The 22,043-nt window shown below is 59.8% G+C and carries 12 protein-coding genes and 2 pseudogenes; 5 read left to right on the top strand and 9 right to left on the bottom strand.

The window, feature by feature from the left end; translation table 11 throughout:
• Positions 1 to 112: 112 nt before the first annotated feature.
• Both SLW74_RS21305 and SLW74_RS21310 read right to left on the bottom strand, forming a co-directional pair.
• A complete protein-coding gene (locus SLW74_RS21305; RefSeq protein ID WP_410930018.1) occupies positions 113 to 1,156 on the bottom strand; it encodes a methyl-accepting chemotaxis protein in 1,044 nt (347 codons plus the stop codon).
• A 93-nt stretch (positions 1,157 to 1,249) separates the two neighbouring features.
• A pseudogene (locus tag SLW74_RS21310) lies at positions 1,250 to 1,738 on the bottom strand (MCP four helix bundle domain-containing protein); the annotation flags it as partial.
• Between the two features lie 408 nt (positions 1,739 to 2,146).
• Between SLW74_RS21310 and SLW74_RS21315 the strand changes: the two are divergent.
• Positions 2,147 to 2,410, top strand: coding sequence for a DUF1652 domain-containing protein (locus SLW74_RS21315; protein ID WP_410930005.1), 264 nt, complete (start codon positions 2,147 to 2,149; stop codon positions 2,408 to 2,410).
• An 18-nt stretch (positions 2,411 to 2,428) separates the two neighbouring features.
• Here SLW74_RS21315 and SLW74_RS21320 read toward each other — a convergent pair whose 3' ends face one another.
• The gene (locus SLW74_RS21320; protein ID WP_410930019.1) at positions 2,429 to 4,870 is read right to left on the bottom strand and encodes a UvrD-helicase domain-containing protein; all 2,442 of its coding nucleotides are present in this window, start codon (positions 4,868 to 4,870) and stop codon (positions 2,429 to 2,431) included.
• A 372-nt stretch (positions 4,871 to 5,242) separates the two neighbouring features.
• On the opposite strand from SLW74_RS21320, the gene SLW74_RS21325 reads away from it, so the two are divergent.
• Positions 5,243 to 5,938: a pirin family protein gene (locus tag SLW74_RS21325; RefSeq protein WP_410930006.1), complete on the top strand. Its 696-nt coding sequence runs from the start codon at positions 5,243 to 5,245 to the stop codon at positions 5,936 to 5,938.
• Positions 5,939 to 6,848: 910 nt separating this feature from the next.
• Here SLW74_RS21325 and pgm read toward each other — a convergent pair.
• The 5 genes from pgm to SLW74_RS21350 form a co-directional block, all read right to left on the bottom strand.
• A complete protein-coding gene (gene pgm, locus SLW74_RS21330; protein WP_410930007.1) occupies positions 6,849 to 8,492 on the bottom strand; it encodes a phosphoglucomutase (alpha-D-glucose-1,6-bisphosphate-dependent) in 1,644 nt (547 codons plus the stop codon).
• 174 nt (positions 8,493 to 8,666) lie between these two features.
• Complete coding sequence (locus SLW74_RS21335; RefSeq protein ID WP_410930020.1) at positions 8,667 to 10,937, bottom strand: ATP-dependent DNA helicase; 2,271 nt, start codon at positions 10,935 to 10,937, stop codon at positions 8,667 to 8,669.
• A 696-nt stretch (positions 10,938 to 11,633) separates the two neighbouring features.
• Complete coding sequence (locus SLW74_RS21340) at positions 11,634 to 13,031, bottom strand: aminotransferase class I/II-fold pyridoxal phosphate-dependent enzyme (protein ID WP_410930008.1); 1,398 nt, start codon at positions 13,029 to 13,031, stop codon at positions 11,634 to 11,636.
• 102 nt (positions 13,032 to 13,133) lie between these two features.
• The gene (locus SLW74_RS21345) at positions 13,134 to 14,636 is read right to left on the bottom strand and encodes a hypothetical protein (RefSeq protein ID WP_410930009.1); all 1,503 of its coding nucleotides are present in this window, start codon (positions 14,634 to 14,636) and stop codon (positions 13,134 to 13,136) included.
• Positions 14,637 to 15,164: 528 nt separating this feature from the next.
• Positions 15,165 to 16,187 carry a zinc-dependent alcohol dehydrogenase family protein gene (locus SLW74_RS21350; protein WP_192130475.1) on the bottom strand — a complete coding sequence of 341 codons (1,023 nt, stop codon included), beginning with the start codon at positions 16,185 to 16,187 and terminating at the stop codon, positions 15,165 to 15,167.
• A 474-nt stretch (positions 16,188 to 16,661) separates the two neighbouring features.
• On the opposite strand from SLW74_RS21350, the gene SLW74_RS21355 reads away from it, so the two are divergent.
• Together SLW74_RS21355 and SLW74_RS21360 are read left to right on the top strand one after the other, a co-directional pair.
• Positions 16,662 to 17,576, top strand: a complete 915-nt coding sequence (locus SLW74_RS21355; RefSeq protein ID WP_065990323.1) for a LysR family transcriptional regulator — start codon at positions 16,662 to 16,664, stop codon at positions 17,574 to 17,576.
• Between the two features lie 153 nt (positions 17,577 to 17,729).
• A complete protein-coding gene (locus SLW74_RS21360) occupies positions 17,730 to 18,998 on the top strand; it encodes a tyrosine-type recombinase/integrase (RefSeq protein WP_410930010.1) in 1,269 nt (422 codons plus the stop codon).
• Between the two features lie 385 nt (positions 18,999 to 19,383).
• On the opposite strand, the gene SLW74_RS21365 is transcribed toward SLW74_RS21360, so the two are convergent.
• Positions 19,384 to 20,577: a CynX/NimT family MFS transporter gene (locus SLW74_RS21365; RefSeq protein WP_410930011.1), complete on the bottom strand. Its 1,194-nt coding sequence runs from the start codon at positions 20,575 to 20,577 to the stop codon at positions 19,384 to 19,386.
• Positions 20,578 to 20,782: 205 nt separating this feature from the next.
• On the opposite strand from SLW74_RS21365, the pseudogene SLW74_RS21370 reads away from it, so the two are divergent.
• Positions 20,783 to 21,932: pseudogene (locus SLW74_RS21370) on the top strand (IS3 family transposase).
• The last annotated feature ends 111 nt before the right edge of the window (positions 21,933 to 22,043 follow it).

Here is a 22,043-nt window from a genome sequence, read left to right on the forward strand (position 1 = left end):
CGAACTCAGCCCGTGCGCAGAAACGCGGCTCTGCGACCCTATTCGCGAGCAAGCTCGCTCCCACACGATTCCACCAGCCCTTGAGACCTGTGACCCTCACCAAATCAGCCGCTTAGACCACAAACTTCGCCACCATTGCTTTCAGGTCCACCGCCAGTCGTGACAGTTCATGGCTGGCCGCGCTGGTCTGGTTCGCGCCGGCCGCCGTCTGCGCGGCGAGGTCGCGGATGTTGACCAGATTGCGGTCGACTTCCCTCGACACCTGCGCCTGTTCTTCCGAGGCGCTGGCGATCACCAGGTTGCGTTCATTGATCTGCGCAATGGCTTCGGTGATCAGCTCAAGTGCATCACCTGCCGAACTGGCCAGGCTGAGCGTGGTGCGGGTGCTCTCGGTGTTGCGCGACATGGATTGCACGGCGTCGCCGGTGCGGGTCTGAATGCCGGCGACCATCTGTTCGATTTCCGTGGTCGATTGCGCGGTGCGGTGGGCCAGCGCGCGGACTTCGTCGGCGACCACGGCAAACCCGCGACCCGCCTCCCCCGCACGCGCGGCCTCGATGGCCGCGTTGAGGGCCAGCAGGTTGGTCTGCTCGGCAATCGAGCGAATCACGTCCAGCACCTTGCCGATGTCACGCCCCTGGGCAGCCAGGCCTTCGACCAGCCCGGAAGTGGCCTGAATCTGCTGGGCCATGTCCTGAATTGACCTAACCGTCTCGATGACCCGTTCACGGCCCTGACGCGCGGTCTGGTTGGACTGCTGTGACGCTTCGGACGTCGACACCGCGTTGCGCGCGACCTCCTCGACGGCGGCCGTCATCTCGTTGACCGCCGTTGCCGCCTGCTCGATCTCGTTGTTCTGCTGTTGCAAACCGCGCGAGGACTCTTCTGTCACCGCGCTCAGTTCCTCGGCCGCCGAGGCCAGTTGCGTGGACGAGCCGGAAATCAGCTCGATGGTCTGGCGCAGATTGCGCTGCATCGTTGCCAGGGCGCGCAACAGCAGGGTCGCTTCGTCCTTGCCGTCGACTTCGATGGACCGGGTCAGATCGCCCGATGAAATTTCTTCCGCGGCACGAACCGCTCGGCTCATCGGGTTGACGATACTTCGGGTGAGCACCCACGCCAACAGGATGGTGAGCAGGACGGCGACCGCTGACACCGCAATCATGCTCAGGTTGGCGCTTTCATATTCCTGTCTGGAAATCTCTCCCGCTTCCGTGGCGCTCTTCGTGTTCATGGCGATCAACTGGTTGATCTGCGCACCCATGAGATCAGTGGCTTCCTTCATGCGGGTGTTGATCAACGCGCGCATGTCATCAACCTTGTCTTGATGGGACAAATCCAGCACGTTGGCCTGAATGCCAAGGAACGTCGCCAGCGTCGCTTCAAACTGGTTGTAAAGCGCCAGCTCATCCGCCTCGGCCGGCAGTGCGGCGTAGGCTTTTTTGGCAGCCTGCAACTTACCGATCAGTTCAGCGATCCGTGCATCGGTTTCACGCAGCGATGCCGGTTCCCGGTTGACCAGCGTGCGAAACGAGGTGATGCGCAAGCGCAGGCTGTTCTCCAGCATCCCGGTTAAATGGCCGATACTCGGCAGTTGGTTGGACTCCATGTCAATGGTGGCCTGGCGAATCTGCGCCATCCGGTGGACCGAGAAAACGCTCAAGCCAATGACCAGCGCGGCAATGAAAGCGAATCCCAGGAATGCGCGAGGCGCAATGTTCATGTTTCTTATCGACATGGATGATCTCTCTGGAAGGCTGATACTGCATGGCGTCTTTTATTGTCACTCGTCCTGTTATCGGCAGCGCCTTAACTTTCATGCGAAGGCATTAAACGTTTAGAGAGATATATTTATGCTAGCCAACTTTGTACGAGAGTTTTTAGATAGCTATAACGATTCAGCCTTTGTTTAAACATGCGCCTGGCTATAAGCGTCACATGACAAAGATCAACTAAAGATGAAATTTCCAATCGGCCGGGATTTATTTACCGACACGGTCTAAACGCGGTGCTACCTTTACCTGACCCTTGGTCTGGGTGCCGGGCTTGGCCAAGCGACGTGTCGATCGCTACCGAAGCCTGGACAGACCTGCCGTTTTCCTACCCTGCGGAGCTTGTGAAGTGCTCGATTGAACGAGGTGGGTCCATGAACAAAGTCACGTTCCCGAACGCCTGCCAGCTGATGCGCTGGCATTTTCATCCGGTGGGCTTCGAAGCCAACATGGATGCACCCGGCAGTATGGTGGCCCGCCTGTTCGACAGGGCCAGCGGTGAGACGGTGATCGCCATCGCCGCCATCCCCTGCGCCACCGTGATGAATGCGACGGATGTCGAGCGCATCATCGAGGCCATCGAACTGGAGATCGAAACCTTCATTCCGAGACGCTCGCTGTACCTCAATCGGGTCTGAAGGCCTGGGCGTCATGCTCTATTCGACTGAAGTGCCGAGTGACGTGCTCAACGACGTGCTGAGTGAAGCAGCGCCTCGGCGATCATCGAAAAACGGCTTGTCCCCTGCAACCCTCGCCGACGCGCGCGGGATGTTTGCATCGTCGTTACCCGCGGCGTCGATAAACCAGTAGCAGTGACGAACCGCGCGGGTGATGGCGACATAGGCCAGACGCAACACTTCATCTTTCTGCGCGTTGTCGAACGCTTCCAGATCCCCTTCCCGGCCCAGACCCGCCAGCTGATAGACCTGATTCTTGTACGGCGACTGCGTCAGATGCTGACAATCGCCGAGCAGAAACACGGCGTCGGCCTGCAGGCCCTTGGCGCTGTGGTAGGTCAGTTGCTTCAGGCGACGTTCCTGGGGCGGCAACCGGTAATCGGCATCGGCGAGGGCCTGCAAGGCTTCCGGCAAGCGGCTGCGTTCACTGCCTTTGCGGTACAGCAGCAGCACCGAGTCGCCGGCATTGTAATGTTCCTTCAGGCTGGCGAGCAGCCGGTCATCGTCGCGGTCCAGTACGGTCACCGGCAGCAGCGCCTGCTCGGCGCCGCTGGCGCGGGCCTTCTTGCCGCTGATGGCCGGTGCGGCGCGTACGATGTGTTCGGCGGCGTCGATGATGTGCTGGTGGCTGCGGAAGTTGTCGCTGAGCATGACCTTGGTGGTCGCGGGGGAGGAAAACTCCTTGGCAAACTCCATGAAGAATTTCGGCGAACTGCCGCGCCAGCCGTAGATCGATTGCCAGTCATCGCCCACGCACAGCAGCGATGAACGCTGGGCGCCACGCCCGACATGCAGCGCCGGGCCACGACTGCGGATCTCGCGCAGGCTGGCGCGGATCCACGAGACGATCTGCGGCGAGACATCCTGGAACTCATCGATCATCAAATGCGACAGCGGTCGCAGCCCCGCGTCGCTGACCAGCTTGAGGTTTTCGGGCGAGTTTTCACCGAACAGCGAGAACATCCGGTTGTAGGTCATTACCGGCGGCGATTGATCCAGCAGGTGATTCTCGAAGGCCTTCCAGAACAGGCTGAGCGCCTCGAAGAAAAACCGGTCGGGGTCCTGATCCGAGAAGCTCATCTGCGCCACGGCGTCCGGCACGTCCAGCCCGAGGTTCTCGATGAAGCTGGCAGCGGCGACAAAACAGTCCAGCAGCGGCGCCGCGCTTAGCTCGCCTTTGACCTTGTAATCGAAGCCCGGCCCCGCCACGGCCGCGCCGGACAACGACTGCATCATGCCCCGCGAGGCCTGGTAGTTTTCCAGCCAGATCACCGGCTTGCGGCAAAACGCCTGAAACAGCGTGCGCTTGATCACCCACTCGGCCCACACCGGCAGCTTGGCGTCCGGGCGGCGCAGGTGCTGGTCTTCGCTGGGGTCGAAGCCAAGGACGATCCAGGCATCCAGCTCGGCGGCATACCCGTGGACGTGAAAGGTCAGGCCACTGACTTCGACGGTCTGGCGCATCGGCTCGACGCCCTGGATCGGCCAGGCGCCAGCGCGAATCCACAGGTCTTCGATGACGTCGCACAGTTCCTCGTCGCGCTTGGACGACAGGCCCATCACGGTGATGCGCTTCTGCACGTCCGGGTGATCGCGGTCCAGCTCCTTGAGTTGCAGGGACTGCCGGTACAGGGGCGCCATGACGTCACGAAAGCGTGAATTGGCGGCGTACAGATCGCGGTAACACAGGTTCAACTGCTGGCGCTGGGCGTCATTAATGCGCAGGTCGAATGGGTTGCTGTCGGCGCTGTCGTCGAAGAGCTGGCCGGACTGGCTGCTGAGGTTCTCGAAGGCCTGCAACTGCTCGAAACCCGGCAGGCTGCGCACCAGCGGCAGGATGCGCGAATGGAACGTGCGCACCATCTCGCGGGCCTGACGCAGGCTCAGGTCATGGCCCCACAGCGCCATGATCTCGATGAGTTTGTGGATGAAATCCTTGCGCGACTCGCGGGTAAAGGTGACCACGGTCATGGCGTCCAACTCGAAGCCCAAGTAGTGATTGAGCAGCAGCACGCGCAACACCAGCGAGGTCGATTTGCCTGCCCCGGCACCGGCAATCACGTAGGTCGACGGCGTGTCGCTGAAAATCATCTTCCACTGGGCGGCGGTCGGTTGCGCGTGAGCGGGCAGCTTCTCGGCGACGTCAGCCTTGATGCGCTTTTTCAGCTCGTTGGTCAGTGGCAGGCGCCAGTCGTCGAACAGGTGATCGTCAACCCGCGGACCGCGGTGCTCAAGGAGCCGGGTGTCGCGAATCACCAGCACCTGCCGGCCTTCTTCGATGCCATCCAGATGCCCCTCGGCGTAACCCTCGTTCATGCCCTCGGCATGGCCGTTGAGGTAGCCATCGGCGTGGCCCTGGTGCCACGACGGCACGTGCTGCGCCTGCATGCGCGACAGACCGCCGCCCATCATGCGGGCCATGAGCCGTTTGAAGAACGGCAGGCGTTCGGGGGTGTTGAGGTCAGGCGGCAGTGAGTTGGGCTCGTTGGGTAGCTCGGCGGAAAAATCGTGCGGCACGCGGGCTCCGGGTATCGGGTTATCGACAGGGCACCTATGGTCGCCCCATTCGTCTTTCAGAACCAGTGAAATGCTTTGCCGTCAGGGAGTTAGCCGATAAAGGGCAACGGGTTTATAGCGTGTAAGAACGGCTAAATATCTAATTAACCGATTGCATTCATGCACAACTTACGCTTTTTATCGATAGTTAGCTGATAGATCATGGCCCCATCGACTGACAAGTCATCACCAGCGGCGCCCTGCCACAGGCCCGGCCCTGCTACGGAGGAAGTGATCATGCTGCAACTTCGACCTTTCAAATCCCTTGGCGGCGCCGACCACGGCTGGCTGAACGCCCATCACCATTTTTCGTTCGCCAGTTACTACGACGAGAGCCGCATGAACTGGGGCCAGCTGCGGGTGTGGAACGATGATGTGATCGAAGCCGGCACGGGCTTCCCGCGTCACCCGCACCGGGACATGGAGATCATCACGTATGTGCGTGAGGGCGCCATTACTCACGAGGACAGCCTGGGCAACCGTGGCCGTACCGAGGCGGGTGATGTGCAGGTGATGAGCGCCGGGACGGGTGTGGCGCACAGTGAATACAATCTGGAGTCGAAGGAGACGCGGATTTTCCAGATCTGGATCATGCCGGACGAGGTCGGTGCTCCGCCGTCCTGGGGCGCCAAGCCATTCCCGAAAGGCGACCGCGAGGGCTTTGTGACGCTGGCGAGCGGCAAGGCGGACGATGATATCGAGCTGCGGATTCGGGCCAATGCCCGGTTGGTGGCGGCGAATCTGAAGGCCGGGGAGTCGGCTGAGTATGTGCTGGATGCTGGCCGCCGGGCGTATCTGGTGCCTGCGACGGGTGTTATTGAGGTCAATGGTCTCCGTGCCGAAGCGCGAGATGGTGTGGCGGTTGAGGATGAGCGTGTGTTGCGGGTGACGGCCCTCGAAGACAGCGAAATCGTCCTCGTGGATGTTGCCTGATCCTTAAGAGCGGTAAGTCAAGAGCGTCTGCCTGGGGGCAGACGTTTCGCCTTCGGCGAGTTACTTGGAAAAGCACCCCAAGTAACCAAGGGTGCTTGCTCCTGGTTGGGCCCCTCGTTCCTCGGGGTTCCTTCACTCCGGTCTCGCTCCGTGGGCCCGCCGCCATCCGCCATCCATGGCGGGGGGCGGCTCTCGCGGCATCCATGCCGCTCGGCCCACTCCGCGAGACCTCCGTTCAGCCTGCACCGAAGTCGCGATTGGTGTCGTCTGGGCGTTATGTGTTTGAGGATCAGGATCAAAAGCAGGTCAACAGCTTCCCGGCTGAAGCCGGTCCTACAGGACACCGCGTGCATTCAGTGGGACCGGCTTTAGCCGGGAATGGACGCGGAGCGTCCCGAGATCCATGCCAACGCGGAGCGTGGGCACGATCAACAAAGCAACGCGTGCAATCGATGGAATTGGCGCGGACTGTAGGACCGGCTTTAGCCGGGAAGCTTTTGATCTGTACTTGATCTTGATTTTGATCTTCTTCCGCGATGGCTCAAACACCACAAATCGCGACTTGGGTGCAGGCCGAACGCAGACGGCGCGCAGTGGGCCGAGCGGCATGGATGCCGCGAGAGCGCCGTCAGGACATGGATGTCCGTTCGGCGCGGGCCCACGGAGCGTCGTCGGAGTGAGGGAACTCCGACGAAGGAGGAGCCCAACCGGGAGCACTAGCCCTTGGTTACTTGGGGCTTTATCAAGTAACTCGCCGAAGGCGAAACGTCTGCCCTTAGGCAGACGCTCTTGATCTTCTTACGCCACAGCGCAGGTTTAACCGGGGACAAGGTTTAACCGGGGACAGATTTATTTACGGTGGAGCGCTGTAAATAAATCAGTCCCCTACACACTACTTTGTATGCAACCCCTACGGCGCAATCGCCGAATCTACAAGCACCTGCGCCTCAGCCACCAGACGCTTGAGGTGATCCTCGCCCTTGAAGCTCTCGGCATAGATCTTGTAAATATCCTCAGTCCCCGACGGCCGCGCAGCAAACCAGCCATTCTCGGTAATGACCTTCAGGCCACCGATCGCCTGATCATTGCCCGGCGCCTTGCTCAGGATGCTTTCGATCTTCTCCCCCGCCAGCTCTGTCGATGTCACCTGCTCCGGCGACAGCTTGCTCAACAGCGCCTTCTGCTCGAAGTTCGCCTTCGCCTCAACGCGGGTCGAGACCGGCTCGCCCAACTCATCGGTCAACGCCTTGTACATCTCGCTCGGATCGCGCCCTTTGCGCGCGCGGATTTCCGCGGCCAGCAATGCCGGAATCAAACCATCCTTGTCCGTCGTCCAGACCGTCCCGTCGCGGCGCAGGAACGACGCACCGGCGCTTTCTTCACCGCCAAAGCCCAGCGAACCCTCGTACAAACCTTCGGCGAAGAACTTGAAGCCCACCGGCACTTCATACAGGCGGCGGCCCAGACGCTGGGTCACGCGATCAATCATCCCGCTGCTGACCACGGTCTTGCCGACGGCCGCGTCTGCGCGCCAATCGGGACGGTTCTGGAACAGGTAATCGATGGACACCGCCAGGTAATTGTTCGGCGCCAGCAAGCCACCGGTTGGCGTCACGATGCCGTGGCGGTCATGGTCCGGGTCGCAGGCGAAAGCCACCTGGAAGCGATCTTTCAGGCCGATCAGGCTCTGCATGGCGAAATTGGACGACGGGTCCATGCGAATCTTGCCGTCCCAGTCCACGCTCATGAAGCGGAAGGTCGGATCAACGAATTTGTTCACCACGTCCAGATTCAGGCCGTAATGCTCACCGATCGCCGACCAGTAACGCACGCCCGCGCCACCCAGGGGATCAACGCCCAAGCGCAGGTTGGCGCCACGAATGGCGTCCATGTCGATGACGTTTTTCAGGTCAGCCACGTAGGTGTTGATGTAGTCGTGGCGATGGGTGGTGTCGGCGCGCAGGGCTTTTTCGTGGGTGATGCGCTGGACGTTGACGATGCGCTCGGCCAGCAACTCGTTGGCCTTGTTCTCGATCCACTTGGTGATGTGCGAGTCAGCCGGGCCGCCGTTGGTGGGGTTGTACTTGAAGCCGCCGCTTTCCGGCGGGTTGTGCGAAGGGGTGATGACGATGCCGTCGGCCAGACCGGTCGTGCGCCCGCGGTTGTAGCAGATGATGGCGTGGGAAATCGCCGGCGTCGGGGTGTATTCGTCGCCCTCGGAAATCATCACGTTGACACCGTTGGCCGCCAGCACTTCCAACGCCGAAGCGGCCGCCGGGGTCGACAGGGCGTGGGTGTCGGCGCCGAGGAACAGTGGGCCATCAATGCCGTTGGCCTTGCGGTACAGGCAGATCGCCTGACTGATGGCCAGCACGTGCCACTCGTTGAAGCTCAATTCGAAAGAGCTGCCGCGGTGCCCGGAGGTACCGAAGGCAACACGCTGGGTCGCCACCGACGCATCGGGCTGGCCGGTGTAATAGGCCGTCACCAGACGAGGAAGATCGACCAGCAATTCTGCAGGCGCCAATTTGCCCGCGAATGGACTGATACTCATGCGAAACCTCCGTGGATGAAAAATAGGGAAATGACAAAAAGAAAAGGTCCCGACGAGGCGGGAAGCAACCTTAACCGCCGCCTGAAACGCCATTAGCGCGGCAGTTTACTGGCAGTTGGACAGTGGCGCTCGGCTATTGATCCGTAACGTCCTGAGACAATTAACAGAGGCTGATCAGAGTTGCCACCACGCCGGCAACAGCTGCTGAATCTTGCGCTCGGCGAAGCGATCGTCGATCAGCACCACCACGCCGCGATCGTCCAGACCCCGAATCACCCGGCCGGCGGCCTGTACCACTTTCTGCATGCCGGGGTAGAGATAGGTGTAGTCGTAACCGGCGCCAAACAACAGACTCATCCGCTGCTTGAGTTGCTCGTTGACCGGGTTGATCTGCGCCAGGCCCAAGGTGGCAATGAACGCGCCGATCAACCGCGCCCCCGGCAGGTCGATGCCCTCGCCGAACGCGCCGCCCAGCACCGCAAAACCGATGCCCTGACTGGCCGGCGTAAAGCGCTCGAGAAACGCCTGCCGTTCCGCCTCGGCCATGCCCCGAGACTGTTTCCACACCGGCACATCAGGGTGGCTGCGTTCCATCAGCTCGGCGACTTGCTGGAGGTAATCGAAGCTGCTGAAAAACGCCAGATAATTGCCCGGCCGCGCCTCGAACTGCCGCGCCATCAGCTCGACGATGGGCGCCAGCGAGGCCTGCCGATGGGTGTAGCGGGTGGAAATGCGGCTGACGATTTCCACGTCCAGCTGCGAGCGCTGGAACGGCGACTCGACGTCGACCCACGCCGTGGTGTCGGGCAGGCCCAGCAAGTCACGGTAGAAATGCCGTGGATTAAGGGTCGCGGAGAACAGCACCGCGCTGATCGCAGCGGTCAGGCGCGGACGCACGAAACCGGCCGGCACAACGTTGCGCAGGCACAGCCGGGACAGCGATTTGCTGCCCAGCTCACGCTTGCTGATGTCGAACAGGAAGTGCTCGTCGAACAGCTCGGCAATACGACCGAACTGGATCGCCTCGAAATAAAAGCTCTGCAACTCGTCGTTGGCCGCGTGGGGGTGCTCGTTGAAGTAGTCGCCGAACGCCGTGATGCACAGATTGAGGCTGTTCAGAAACTTGGCCGGTGTGGCGGCGTAGGCCTGGTACGGCGCGACTTGCTCTTTGTGCAGGGCGTTCCAGTCACGATTGAGCCGCTGCAGGGCTTTTTTCACCGGCTCCGGCGCGCTCTGCCGCACCTGATTCATGCTGTGCTGATCGAGGGTCGCGCTGTACATCGACCGCGTCCGCTCCACCATGTTGTGGGCCTCGTCCACCAGCACCGCGACCCGCCACTGATTGAACTGACTGAGCCCGAACAGCATGCCGCTGAGGTCAAAATAGTAGTTGTAGTCGGCGATCACCACGTCCGACCAGCGCGCCAGCTCCTGGCTCAGGTAATACGGGCAAACCTGATGGCCCAGCGCAACCTCACGCACGCCTGCCTGATCGAGCCACGGCTTGATCATCGCCTCGCTCCGCGCCGCCGGCAGTCGGTCGTAAAAACCTTTGGCGAGGGGGCATGAATCCCCGTTGCACGCCTTGTCCGGGTATTCGCAGGCCTTGTCCCGCGCGACCATTTCCAGCACGCGCAGGTTCAGCTCCGGCGCACTTCGGCCAATCACGCTCAGCGCATCCAGCGCCAGCTTGCGGCCCGGGGTCTTGGCGGTCAGGAAAAACACCTTGTCCAGCTTGCGCGTCGGCGCGGCCTTGAGCATCGGAAACACCGTGCCGATGGTCTTGCCGATGCCGGTGGGCGCCTGGGCCATCAAACAGCGCCCGGTGCTCACCGCCTTGTACACCGACTCGGCCAACGCCCGCTGCCCGGTACGGAAATCGGCGTGGGGAAACTTCAGAGCGCTGAGCCTATGGTCGCGGGCATCGCGGTGGGCCAGCTCCTGCCGCGCCCACTGCAGAAAGATGCCTGCCTGAGCTTCGAAAAATGCCTGCAACTCGGCCGCCGTGAAACGCTGCTGAATGAGGGTTTCCTGCTCACTGATGATGTTGAAGTACACCAGCGCCAGATTGACCTCGGCCAACTGCAGTTGCTGGCAAAGCAGCCAGCCGTACACCTTCGCCTGGGCCCAGTGCAACTGCCGATGGTTCGCGGGCATGCTGCTCAGGTCGCCGCGATAGGTCTTGATCTCCTCGAGCTGGTTCAGCGCAGCGTCGTAACCATCCGCCCTGCCCCGAATCTTCAGCTCATGAAACACCCCGCTCAACGCCACTTCGGTCTGATACTGCGGCCCACGCCGCGCCGCCACCGTCCGATGCCCGGCAATCCCCTCCTGCGCCGTGGGCGACGGCGTAAACCGTAAATCCAGATCCCCCGCCTTCGCCGTAAACTCACACAACTCCCGCACTGCGACCCGATACCCCGTTTCCGGATCGACAGCCGCCACCGCCACAGGCTCGACAGAAACTGCGCGGGTATCGGGGGAAATGCTGGAAATGGAAGTCACTGAAAAGGCTGGCCGTCGATCGGAACACTGGACGGACGCACAGATAACAGCTCAATGCGGTCGAGGCAAACGGAAATGGATTGGCGGACAGATTTCAGCGCAGAGCGCCAGGGGATACATTCCCACGCAGAGCGTGGGAACGATCAACCAAGCCGGTTTCAGGATCAAAATCGATGCTGTATGAACTGGCCTCTTCCCGGCTAAAGCCAGTCCTACAAAGGCATCGCATGCGTACAGTGGGATTTGCGGCGACCTCGACCGTAGGACCGGCTTCAGCCGGGAAGCTCTTGATCTGCGCAGCGCTTTTGATCTTGATCTTCCTACGCAAAACGCCCAAACGACACCAAACGCGACTTTGGTGCAGGCCGAACGTAGACGACGCGCAGTGGGCCGAGCCGCATGGATGCGGCGAGAGCGCCGTCAGGACATGGATGTCCGTTCGGCGCGGGCCCACGGAGCGTCGTCGGAGTGAGGGTATTCCGACGAAGGAGGAACCCAACCGAGAGCAAGCACCCTTGGTTACTTGGGGATGGTGCGACTTTCGACTTTTCCAAGTAACTCGCCGAAGGCAGAAACAGTCTGCCCCCAGGCGGACGCTCTTGATCTTAAGGATCTTGATCTTGATCTGAAAGGGACCTATCCCATCCGCTCTTGCACCAGCGCATTACGAATAATCACCAGCATCGACTCAATATTCTGATCCCAATCCACCGTCGCGCTGACCCGCACACACTGCTGATGCAACCCCCGCACACTGAACAACTCCCCCGGCGCCACCACGATCCGCTGCTCCAGCAACCGATTGAACACCCGCGCTGTATCCACCCGATGCACACTCTCCAGCCAGATCGACGCCCCACCCAGAGGACGCACAAACGCCACCTCATCCCCCAGATATTGCTCCACCCCACTCACCAACTCCCCGACCCGCCGCTCAAGACAACCCCGCAACTCACCCATGTGTCGATCCAGCTGCCCCGACGCGTACAACCGCGCAATCGCCTTCTGCCGAACCGGCGGCAAACGGAACGAACGCAACACCCACTGCTGATGCAACAGCGCCCGCGAATGCCGACTCAACAGATACCCGAACGGCGCCTCCAGTCCGATCATCTTGTCGAACGCCCCCAGCACAAGCAGCCGCTGCGGATCAATCAAATCCCGAAACGGCGAACGGCCCTCCTCGAAACACAAGCCGCCATGGGTATCGTTCTCCAGCACCCACAATCCCTGCAGGTTCAACACCTCCGCCATCCGCACACGCTGGGCGGAAGGCATCAATTGCCCGCGAACCGGGTCCATCCGCGACGACACAATCGCCATTTTCACGCCTTCCTGCTGGATCAGCGCACCCAGCTCATCGACGTCGATGCCCCCTTGCGCGTCGGTGCAGACTTCAATCACCCGAATCCCGTAGGCCTGCAGTGTGCGCAGAATGCTCCAGCCGCACGGCGACTCCACCAGCACGGCGCAATCACGCAGTTGCAACGCTTCAATGACCGTCTTCAGCACGCCGGTCTTGTCAGGCCCGATGAACACGTTGTCCGGGTGCCAGCAATGCTCGGTGGAAGAGGTGTAGTGGCCCGCCAGGGCCGTGCGCAGCTCGACATCGCCGAAGGGCTGAAAACGCGGGTCGGGCTGGCAAGGGTAGTGACGCATGAAGTCGCGCTCAACGCTTAGCAGCGCACCGTGAAGCGACACCAGCAGCGTCGGCTCATCGGCGCCGAAGACGAACATGTCCGGGCGCCGGGCGCTGGCATGGAAACGCGTGAACACGTCATCGCCTTCCAGCGGCATATCGTTACAGGGATTGGGCAGCGCGAAATAGCCGGACTTGGGCACGGAACAGATTCGTCCTTCCTTTTCGAGCAGGCTGTAGGCGTTCTGCACCGTGGAAATCGAAACGCGCAGCCTTCGCGCCAGCAGCCGCAACGAAGGCAGACGTACAGCCGGCCCGGACGATATTTCGTTGGTCAGCCTGAGCAGGTAGCGGTACACCCTCTGGTAGGCAAAGTCGGTCTTGTTGTGATTCATCGAACACCCCATCCATGCGCCAGGCGCAGGGTCATTGAGAAAGAACCCCGTCGACCGCCCGAGGCTCGTCGCATCACTTCGCATCAGTTCACGGAGCAGCCTTCAGCGCCCCGAAATCAGTTCCGTGGTCCGGGCGCCGGTGAGCGGATCGACCGTCGCCACCCGGCGTTTGTCAGGGTCGCTGGCGCGTACCCGGGCGATGATCGACTGGTCGTCGTTGAAGTCCACGTGGCGCTTGGCGTACAGCGATTGCAGTCCCTTCAGACTGAGGCCGCTGACTTCCACCAGCCAGTGCGGCACCAGGTCCGGGACGATCTCACCGGCGAGGGTCTTGTGCAGATCGCTGAGCCCTACCAGCATGCCGGGGTGATACCGACGCAGGAAATCCTCGAGCCGGGCGCCGGCGTCGACGAAGGGCGAGAACAGCAGGCACACCCATTGCGTCTCGCCCAGGCCAAATGCCTCCTGACCGTAGCCTTCGGCCAGCTGACGGCGGTCGTCGATTTTTTCCGGGCTGTCGTAGGCGGCCAGCGCCTGGGCGATCAATCGAGCGGGCATGCGTTTGCGGCGCATCATGGCGCCCGCCAGCTGCAGGTACTCGGCGATGCCCTCGCTGTACGCCCTCCCCTCAATGAATTCGGCCTTTAGCCCGCGCAGGTGGGCCATCAGCAGCGGGTTGGCGCAGTCCGATTCGCTGAAGCTGAACGCCAGGTCATCAAAACGGAAGCCCAGAAAGTCAGTGAGCAGCCCCCAGTGTTCCTCCGTGCGAAAGCCGATGAGGTCCGCGGCAGTCAGCAACGTCGGGGCGATGTTGCGGTGCGGGTATACCGGTGGCCGGCCGTAGCCCGTCCCGTCTGCCGCCTCGCCGTACAGCTCCTCGTAATAGGCGCGCCCGACCCTGTCGATGACGCTCAATGCTCCGCTGAAACCCAAGGTGTGCCAGGGGTCGACTTTTCGACCGCCATGGCGCGCCAGACGCATGATCCAGGTCGCGTACTGTTTCTGCTCCTTGAGCGAGTCGCCGCTGATTACCGCGTGGACGCCGTCACCCCAGCTGGCAGCGCGGACCAGGAAATCCGCCATGCCCAGATAACAGCTGTTGCAGAAGGTGGTTCGCGCATCGCCAGCGGTCAGGTGGCCGCCCAGCAGCAGGTCGGAGCGATTCTGTTCACGACCCGCCGTCGAAAAGGGCAAATCGGGCTCGAAGATCTGCACGTACTGATGATCGATCACCAGCAGCTCGACCCTCGGGTCGTCGTGGAGAAACAGCGCCGAATAGCAGCGGTCGATGTTGCCCATTACCGCCGAGGTAATGCCCGCATGACGCATGTTGGCCACCCGCAGCCTGAACGTTGCCGGCCCGCGTGCGGCGATGGTCAGTTGCGCAGCACGCAACATGGCCACGGTATAGGCGCTGTCTTTGCCGCCGCTAAATGCCACCAACACTTTATAGCCGCCAATCCTGTCAATTCCGCCTGCGGCGACAATCAAACGCTGGATCAACAACTGCAGCGCTGTTCGTTCGTTGCGATTCAAATAACCTGAAAGACGCTGCAGCACTTGCTGATAGACATAGTTCATGGCTTGTTCGCGCATTGAACTCATGGCTTCACTACCCGACTGATCTGCCTGGCGACACTGTTGGCCATAAGAAGCTTGATATCCCTGCAGGAGGCTGGCCCAACCGTTATGGCCGCGGCGGACCGATTATCAGGCAAAGCAGAGGGCGGCAGGTCAATAGGCATCGACTCGTTCCTTGAGCATTTAATTATTGAAACTATTATCGACGCCTACAGAACAATTACAAGCCAGTCACTACCGACACGTGAATGTTCTCCTTTCGGCAAATCCGAATCGGAATTAAACAGGGCTGTTTAAAACTGTGTTTAGTAAAACGGGCAATGTATTGATTCGACTGCATTTAAAATACTTGTCAACGCCACGCATGACGCGCGCTGATCAATATATTAAACACTCCATAAACAAAAAGCCTTCCAGAAGATTCGGGAAGGCTTGAGTGATACAACATGACCCGTGACTGACAGGGCGGATACCTTCAAACCGGTCTCCGACACCTCAATCCCGACGCTGGATCAAAAGCGTCGAGCATTCAATGAGCGCGATGGTCTGCACTCAGGATGGATCGACCTCAACCACCACACGACCGCCTACCGGGCAACCGTCCATCAAACGGTGGGCTTCGACCAGTTGATCGAAGGGAAACACTTTGGTGATCTGCGGCACCAGCATGCCATCCGCCGTCATCTGGTTGATATCGCGCAACGCCCGCTTGATCGCCTCTTCGTCCTGCTTGATGCCCAACTCCGGCTTGCCGGTGAAGTTGCCCACACAGTGCACGAAGAACTGAATGTTCTTCTGAAACGCTGCACACGCCGGGAACGGCGTCTGGTTGCCGCCTTGCAGGCCATAGAGAATCAGACTGCCACGTGGCGCCAGCACATCACCCAGGATCGACATCTGCGGACCACCCAGACCGTCGAGGACAATGTCCACGCCGCGGTTGTCGGTGTAGCGGTTGATCGTCAGAAGCAAATCCTCTTCTTCGGTGACGATCACCTTGTCCGCGCCCATTTTCAGCAGGTATTCGCGGCACGCGTCGGTCTTGGTCGCCGCGATCACCTTGACGCCGAGCGCCTTGCCCAGCTGCAGGAACGCAGGCCCCGCGCAATGGCTGGCATCGGTCACCAGCGCCGTTTGCCCGGGTTTGGCCCGTGCCAGTTCAACGAACGCAAAGTACGCCACCAGCATCGGCGTGTAGTGGACGGCCGCCTGATTGGGCGTCAGCACGTCCGGGTAATGGGTCACGGAAGTGCGCGGCAACAGGATCAGCTCGCCATAGACCGGGTACACATTGACGTCAGCCGAAGGGAAGCTGGCGACCTTGTCGCCCACTTTCAGGTCGGTCACGCCATCGCCGATAGCAGTAATGACGCCCGCCATTTCGGAACCCAGACCGGCCGGCAGGCGAGCCTGGGATGAAGCCAGATTTTGTCGCCACAGCACGTCGTACCAGGTGACGCCGATCGCCTGGACGCGCACTTGCACCTCACCGGGTGCAGGCAACGCGACCGGCAGCTCTTCTACTTTGAGCACCTCGGCCGGACCGAACTGATGAAAACGGATCGTGCGGGACATTTCGAACCTCGCCTTATGAACCTTGATGCCCTGAACTCTATCCGGACGCCGCCGGTAACACTATCAGTGGCTATTAATAGTCAACATGCCTGCTGTCGATTCTGATGGGGCAAGCGGTCGCCGAATCTGTAGCAGCCGTCCCGGGCCTGCAGGGCGCACATTGTTGGGTGCTCACGGCGACATTGCAACCCGGTGGCCCAATATCGATGAATCCCGGGCGCCACGCTGGCTGCATCGACGCAGATTACAAAGGGCCAGTACATAGGGATTGGTGTGTTTCTGCCCGTCAAGGTTTCATCGGCGCCTATCGGCGGCAGCGCACGAAGCGCATTTCCAGACACGCCGGAAAATTCAACGATGCAGACAACCGGTATTTACCCGTAATATCCCTGCCTGAGTTGAACACGTGGCGTGCGTCTGGGCCGCCGCTGCTGTTTTGAACCTGTATCGACCCATGTCCCCGAGACCCCCGTCATGAATCGCAACGACCTGCGTCGCGTCGACCTCAATCTGCTCATCGTTTTCGAAACACTGATGCATGAACGCAGCGTCACCCGCGCGGCCGAGAAGCTGTTCCTCGGTCAGCCGGCGATCAGTGCGGCGTTGTCGCGGTTGCGCGGGCTGTTCGACGATCCGCTGTTCGTGCGCACCGGCCGCAGCATGGAACCCACCGCGCGGGCCATCGAGATCTTTGGTCTGCTGTCCCCTGCCCTGGACTCCATTTCCACCGCCGTCAGCCGCGCCGCCGACTTCGACCCGGCCACCAGCACCGCCGTGTTCCGCATCGGCCTGTCCGATGAAGTCGAGTTCGCCCTGCTGCCCTCACTGCTCAAGCGCCTGCGCTCGGAGGCCCCGGGCATCGTGCTGGTGGTGCGTCGCACCAACTACATCCTGATGCCCGCACTGCTGTCCTCCGGCGAAATCTCCATCGGCGTCAGCTACACCGACGACCTCCCCGCCAACGCCAAGCGCAAAGTGCTGCGCCGCAGCAAACCCAAACTGCTGCGCGCCGACACCATGCCGGGGCCGATCACCCTGGACGACTTCTGCGCCCGCCCTCACGCACTGGTGTCGTTTGCCGGCGACCTGGGCGGTTTCATCGACGAACACCTGGAAAAAATCGGCCGCAAACGCCACGTCGTGCTGGCGGTTCCGCAGTTCAACGGGCTGGCGACGCTGATTGCCGGGACTGACATTGTGGCGACCGTGCCGGATTACGCGGCTGCCGTGTTGACGGCTGCAGGGGGTGTGCGCTCGGAAGAGCTGCCGATTGAATCGCGTACGTTCGAGCTGCACATGGCTTGGCGCGGGTCGCAGGACAATGATCCGGGGGAGAGATGGCTAAGGTCGCGGATTCAGATGTTTTTTGGGGACCCCGATAGCCTGTAATGGAATTCCACTAGATTCCATAAAACCGTTTTATAACAACAAGTTATTGGTCGTTTAAGTCCATAGCCGTCTGTCTAAATCCAATGGATTCCACGACTCGCGGGGGCATAATTGGGGGCAAATTTCGGTTCCTTGAAGAGGATGCTCCCACCGATGCCCCCAGATAATGCGGTTGTTTTCAGACGAAAACTCAGCGATGCCTTCATCCGCTCGCTGACCGAACCCGGCAAACACGCTGACGGCGAAGTTCCTGGTCTCTACTTGGAGGTGAGGGCGTCTAGCAAGGTCGGCAAATCCCCTTCCAAGTTCTGGCGCTTGAAGTATCGGCTGCATGGCAAGGAAAACCGCTTCTCCATCGGCGCTTACCCTGACATTGGTCTCAAGGAGGCACGCGACATTGCCCGCAGCGCACGCCGCGACGTGGCAAACCACACCGCGCCGCTCAAGGCCAAGACCGCCAAGATCGAGGCGCAGCTCCTCAACGAGGAGCGCACATTTGAGTACGTAGCCAAACAATGGTTGGCCTTCAAGTCAGCCGAACTGGTGACCAAATCCATCTCGGGGTTTAGCGGAGCGCTGAACAACCACATCTTTCCCGCGATTGGTAAAAAACCGGTCAGCGAGATCAAGCTGGAGCACATCACCACGATTATTACGGCGTTGCGCCGTCAGCGCACCATGGCCATGGCCCGGCGCGTGCGTACTATCATCCGTGCCGTCCTGGGCTTTGCCGAGGGGCGCGGATGGGTGGAACGTAATGTGGCGCTTAGCAACATTGAGGAGTTGAAGATCCGCCATGTCGTGACCAGCAACCCGGCAATCGAAAGGCCAGCCGACCTGGGCAGGTTTCTTCTGCGCTTGGATGACTGCAACGACGGCAGCGTTGCCACTGCAATGCGTCTGCTGGTCATGTTGCCAGTCCGCCCTGGCGAACTCGTGCAGATGCGCTGGGAAGACGTCGACTTGGTCGACGCCGATTGGCGTTACGTAGTGAGCAAGACCAAGCATCTGGACAAGAGCAAGCACATCGTACCGTTGCCCGAGCAAGCCTTGGTCTTGTTACGCGCGCTAAGTAAAACCCGTGTTGTGGATGAAGAAGGCAAAGGATGGGTGTTCGTCTCGCCGGTCTATCCAGGCCGCCCCATTAATCCGACCTCCATGCTCAAGTCCTTTCAGCGTATCTGGCCGGAGTACGACATCACTGCCCACGGCTTTCGCGCCACCTACCGCACCATTGCCCATGAGCACTTAGGTATCGATCCAATCGTGCTAGAACTGTCGTTATCTCACCGAATGCCAGGTGCATTGGGGGCTGTGTATGCGCGTGCACAACTGCTAACACAACGCCGAGAGGCGGCTCAACAATGGGCAAACTACCTAGACCATTTGCGGCAAAACGCGGCTCGATTGACGACAGATTGACGATGCAACGAAATTCCAGAATATTGTCACAGTGGAACCTCAAAACGAAAAAGCCCACTCAATAAGTAGGCTCTTTATGATGACTTGGCTTTCAGCATCCAGGTTACTGAATATGGCGCGGCGGACGGGATCATGACTCATCCTCTAACGGTTTGAAAAGTTGGCAGTTTAAAAAATTAATCTACCGCAGATGGACTGAATTGTGTACTCATCACTCTGTGCTGTGAATGACGTCGTCTGAACACATTTCGAACATCTCCTTCTAGCCGGCTTTGATGCATGTGAAGGAGCACAGATCTCAAGGGAGCAAGAACCGGAATGCCATGAACAGCCCCGCGGCACTGGGAGAGCCTTGAACCGTTCTCCCTGCGCCGTCCGGATTGGTTTATTCAATAAATCGGTTACGGCCGGCCAATACCGCAAAGACAATCTGCAGGCACGCCGCAGATAACAGCAACCACAGTGATACCTGCCAGGTGCCGAAAACACCATGTAGCCAACCGGCCAGGAACGGCCCCACCGATCCTAAGCCATAGCCTACACATTGGGCCATGGCCGACAACGAGCTCGCCTGGTGGTGATCACGAACCCGCAGACCGAATAATGTCAGGCACGTGACCATCGACATCCCTGCCCCGACCCCGGCGAACAATAACCAGATCAAAGACAAGGCAGGTGCCCAGACCAGACCCGCCATGCCAACGGTGATCGCCAGCGAGCATACGAACCCCAGCAGACGCTGATCTTTCAGGCGCTTGATGGCAATGGAAGTAGACAGGTTGGCGACGACAGCAATGGCTTGATAGGCAAAGAGATGAGCACCCGATTCCGAGGCACCAATCCCGACCGAACTCGCCATGGCGGGATACCAGTCAATCAAGGTGTAGAACGTAACCGTCTGCAGTGCCATGAACATCGACACCTGCCAGGCGATGGCGCTTCCCCACACTGATTTACTTGCAGCAGGTGGTGCAGCAGGAGCCCGGCCACAAGCGCTCTTCAAGTGTGGCAACCAACATGCGATGGCTACAAGGGCAAGGACAAACCAAACCCCAAGGGAAGTCTTCCATGTATAGCCGGTAAGCACCGACAACGGAGCTGAAAGGCCGCTGGCCAGTGCAGCCATCAGGGCCATGGTTGCGGCATATAACCCAACGCACAGAGCTGCGTGACTTGGGAAGTCTCTCTTGACCAATGGAACAACCAACACATTTGCGGTGGCAATGCCTCCACCAATGAGCAACGTTCCTAACCATAGGCCAGTGTAAGTACCACTGGAACGGATGATGCAGCCGATTGCGATAAGGCACAGCGCACCAAATAACGCCTGCTCCAATCCAAAACGTCGCGTCAGCCAAGGAGCCAGCGGCGAGGCAGAAGCGAACATCAGCAAAGGCAAAGCGTTCAGAAGACCGGCAGCAGCGCCACTCAAGGAAAAATACTGCTGCACTTGGTCAAGAACTGGCCCCAGCGAGGTAATCGGTGCCCGCAAATTCGCGGCGATTAGCAAAATGCTAATTAGAAGGGATGAGGCGAATAGAGAGTTTCCGGCACGAACGGCCGAAGATGAACTTGTCATGAGTACCACGCACAACTGGGGACGAGTTAATCCCGTGTGTGCGTTGGTTGACGTTAACGCTTACGCAGAGCGCCAAAGCGCAATGTCTGCTGGTAGGGTAACAAACCGTGAGCAACATTTCAACCTATGGCTCCCCATGCATCTGAATCGCCCCGGGTTTCGTAGACACCTCCATGCCTTAAACTGAGGCCAATCAGGAGGTGCCATGAGCGACCCACGTTATCCCGAAGAATTCAAAATCCAAGCGGTCAATCAAGTGATCGAAAAGAAGCTGCCTGTCGCGGATGTGGCGGCGCGTCTGGGCGTGTCGAGGCATAGCCTCTATGCCTGGATAAAGCGCTACAGCAAACCTCAGGCAGAACGGCAGCAAGACGATGATCAGCACGCTGAACTGCGTCGTCTGCGAGCGGAACTCAAGCGGGTCACTGAAGAGCGAGACATCTTAAAAAAGGCCGCCGCGTACTTTGCCAAGGAGTGCGGCTGAAGTACGCCTTTATCAAGCAGCGCGCGGGCGACTATTCCATTCGACGGCTTTGCCTGGCGCTGAAAGTCCATCCCAGTGGTTATTACGCTTGGTTGTCTGATCCGCAATCTGCACGCGCTAAAGACGACCAGCGATTGCTGGGTTTGATCAAGCACTCGTGGCTGGAGAGCGGCGGAGTTTAGGGCTATCGCAAAATCCATGACGACCTGCGCGAGGTCGGGGAAGATTGTGGTCGGCATCGTGTGGCGAGGTTGATGCGTCTTGAAGGTCTGCGCTCTCAGACTGGGTATCGACGTCGCCGTGGAAAGTACGGCGGTAAGCCAGCGGTCGCCTCACCCAATTTGCTGAAGCGCCAGTTCGATGTCGTGGAACCCAACAAGGTTTGGGTCACCGACATCACCTACATTCGTACGTATGAAGGCTGGCTGTATTTGGCGGTGGTGCTGGATCTGTTTTCTCGTCAGGTCGTTGGCTGGTCAATGAAGTCGCAGATGACCAGTGATTTGGCCATTGATGCGTTATTGATGGCGGTTTGGAGGCGAAAGCGAAACAAGAGGTGATGGTTCACTCCGACCAGGGCAGCCAGTACAGCAGCTCTGATTGGCGCAGTTTTTTGAAGGCAAACAATTTGGTTGCCAGCATGAGCCGCCGAGGCAATTGTCATGACAACGCCGTGGCCGAGAGCTTTTTCCAGCTTCTGAAACGGGAACGGATCAAGCGGAAAATCTACACCTCGCGACAAGATGCTCGCAGTGATGTGTTTGATTACATCGAAATGTTCTACAACGCAAAACGCCGCCATGGTTTCAACAATCAGCTGTCACCGGTAGAGTTTGAAAAACGTTACGCAATGAGCTTGCAAGGTGTCTAGGGATGCTCCGATCAACTTGCCGCGCAGCGATGGCAGGTCATAATTCACCATGCACGCAGCGCTATTCCCTAAAAACGGTCTAACGCAGTGTGCGGCAGAGCGTTTTCCGCT

Origin of the sequence: Pseudomonas sp. W5-36, assembly GCF_046540455.1 — a bacterium.
GTDB lineage: Bacteria > Pseudomonadota > Gammaproteobacteria > Pseudomonadales > Pseudomonadaceae > Aquipseudomonas > Aquipseudomonas graminis_B.

Coding starts and splice junctions, on each gene's coding strand:
- pgm (WP_410930007.1), bottom strand. CDS start 8,492: ATGAGTATCAGTCCATTCGCGGGCAAATTGGCGCCTGCAGAATTGCTG.
- SLW74_RS21360 (WP_410930010.1), top strand. CDS start 17,730: ATGCCCCCAGATAATGCGGTTGTTTTCAGACGAAAACTCAGCGATGCC.
- SLW74_RS21355 (WP_065990323.1), top strand. CDS start 16,662: ATGAATCGCAACGACCTGCGTCGCGTCGACCTCAATCTGCTCATCGTT.
- SLW74_RS21315 (WP_410930005.1), top strand. CDS start 2,147: ATGAACAAAGTCACGTTCCCGAACGCCTGCCAGCTGATGCGCTGGCAT.
- SLW74_RS21345 (WP_410930009.1), bottom strand. CDS start 14,636: ATGAGTTCAATGCGCGAACAAGCCATGAACTATGTCTATCAGCAAGTG.
- SLW74_RS21320 (WP_410930019.1), bottom strand. CDS start 4,870: ATGGCCCGCATGATGGGCGGCGGTCTGTCGCGCATGCAGGCGCAGCAC.
- SLW74_RS21340 (WP_410930008.1), bottom strand. CDS start 13,031: ATGAATCACAACAAGACCGACTTTGCCTACCAGAGGGTGTACCGCTAC.
- SLW74_RS21365 (WP_410930011.1), bottom strand. CDS start 20,577: ATGACAAGTTCATCTTCGGCCGTTCGTGCCGGAAACTCTCTATTCGCC.
- SLW74_RS21350 (WP_192130475.1), bottom strand. CDS start 16,187: ATGTCCCGCACGATCCGTTTTCATCAGTTCGGTCCGGCCGAGGTGCTC.
- SLW74_RS21325 (WP_410930006.1), top strand. CDS start 5,243: ATGCTGCAACTTCGACCTTTCAAATCCCTTGGCGGCGCCGACCACGGC.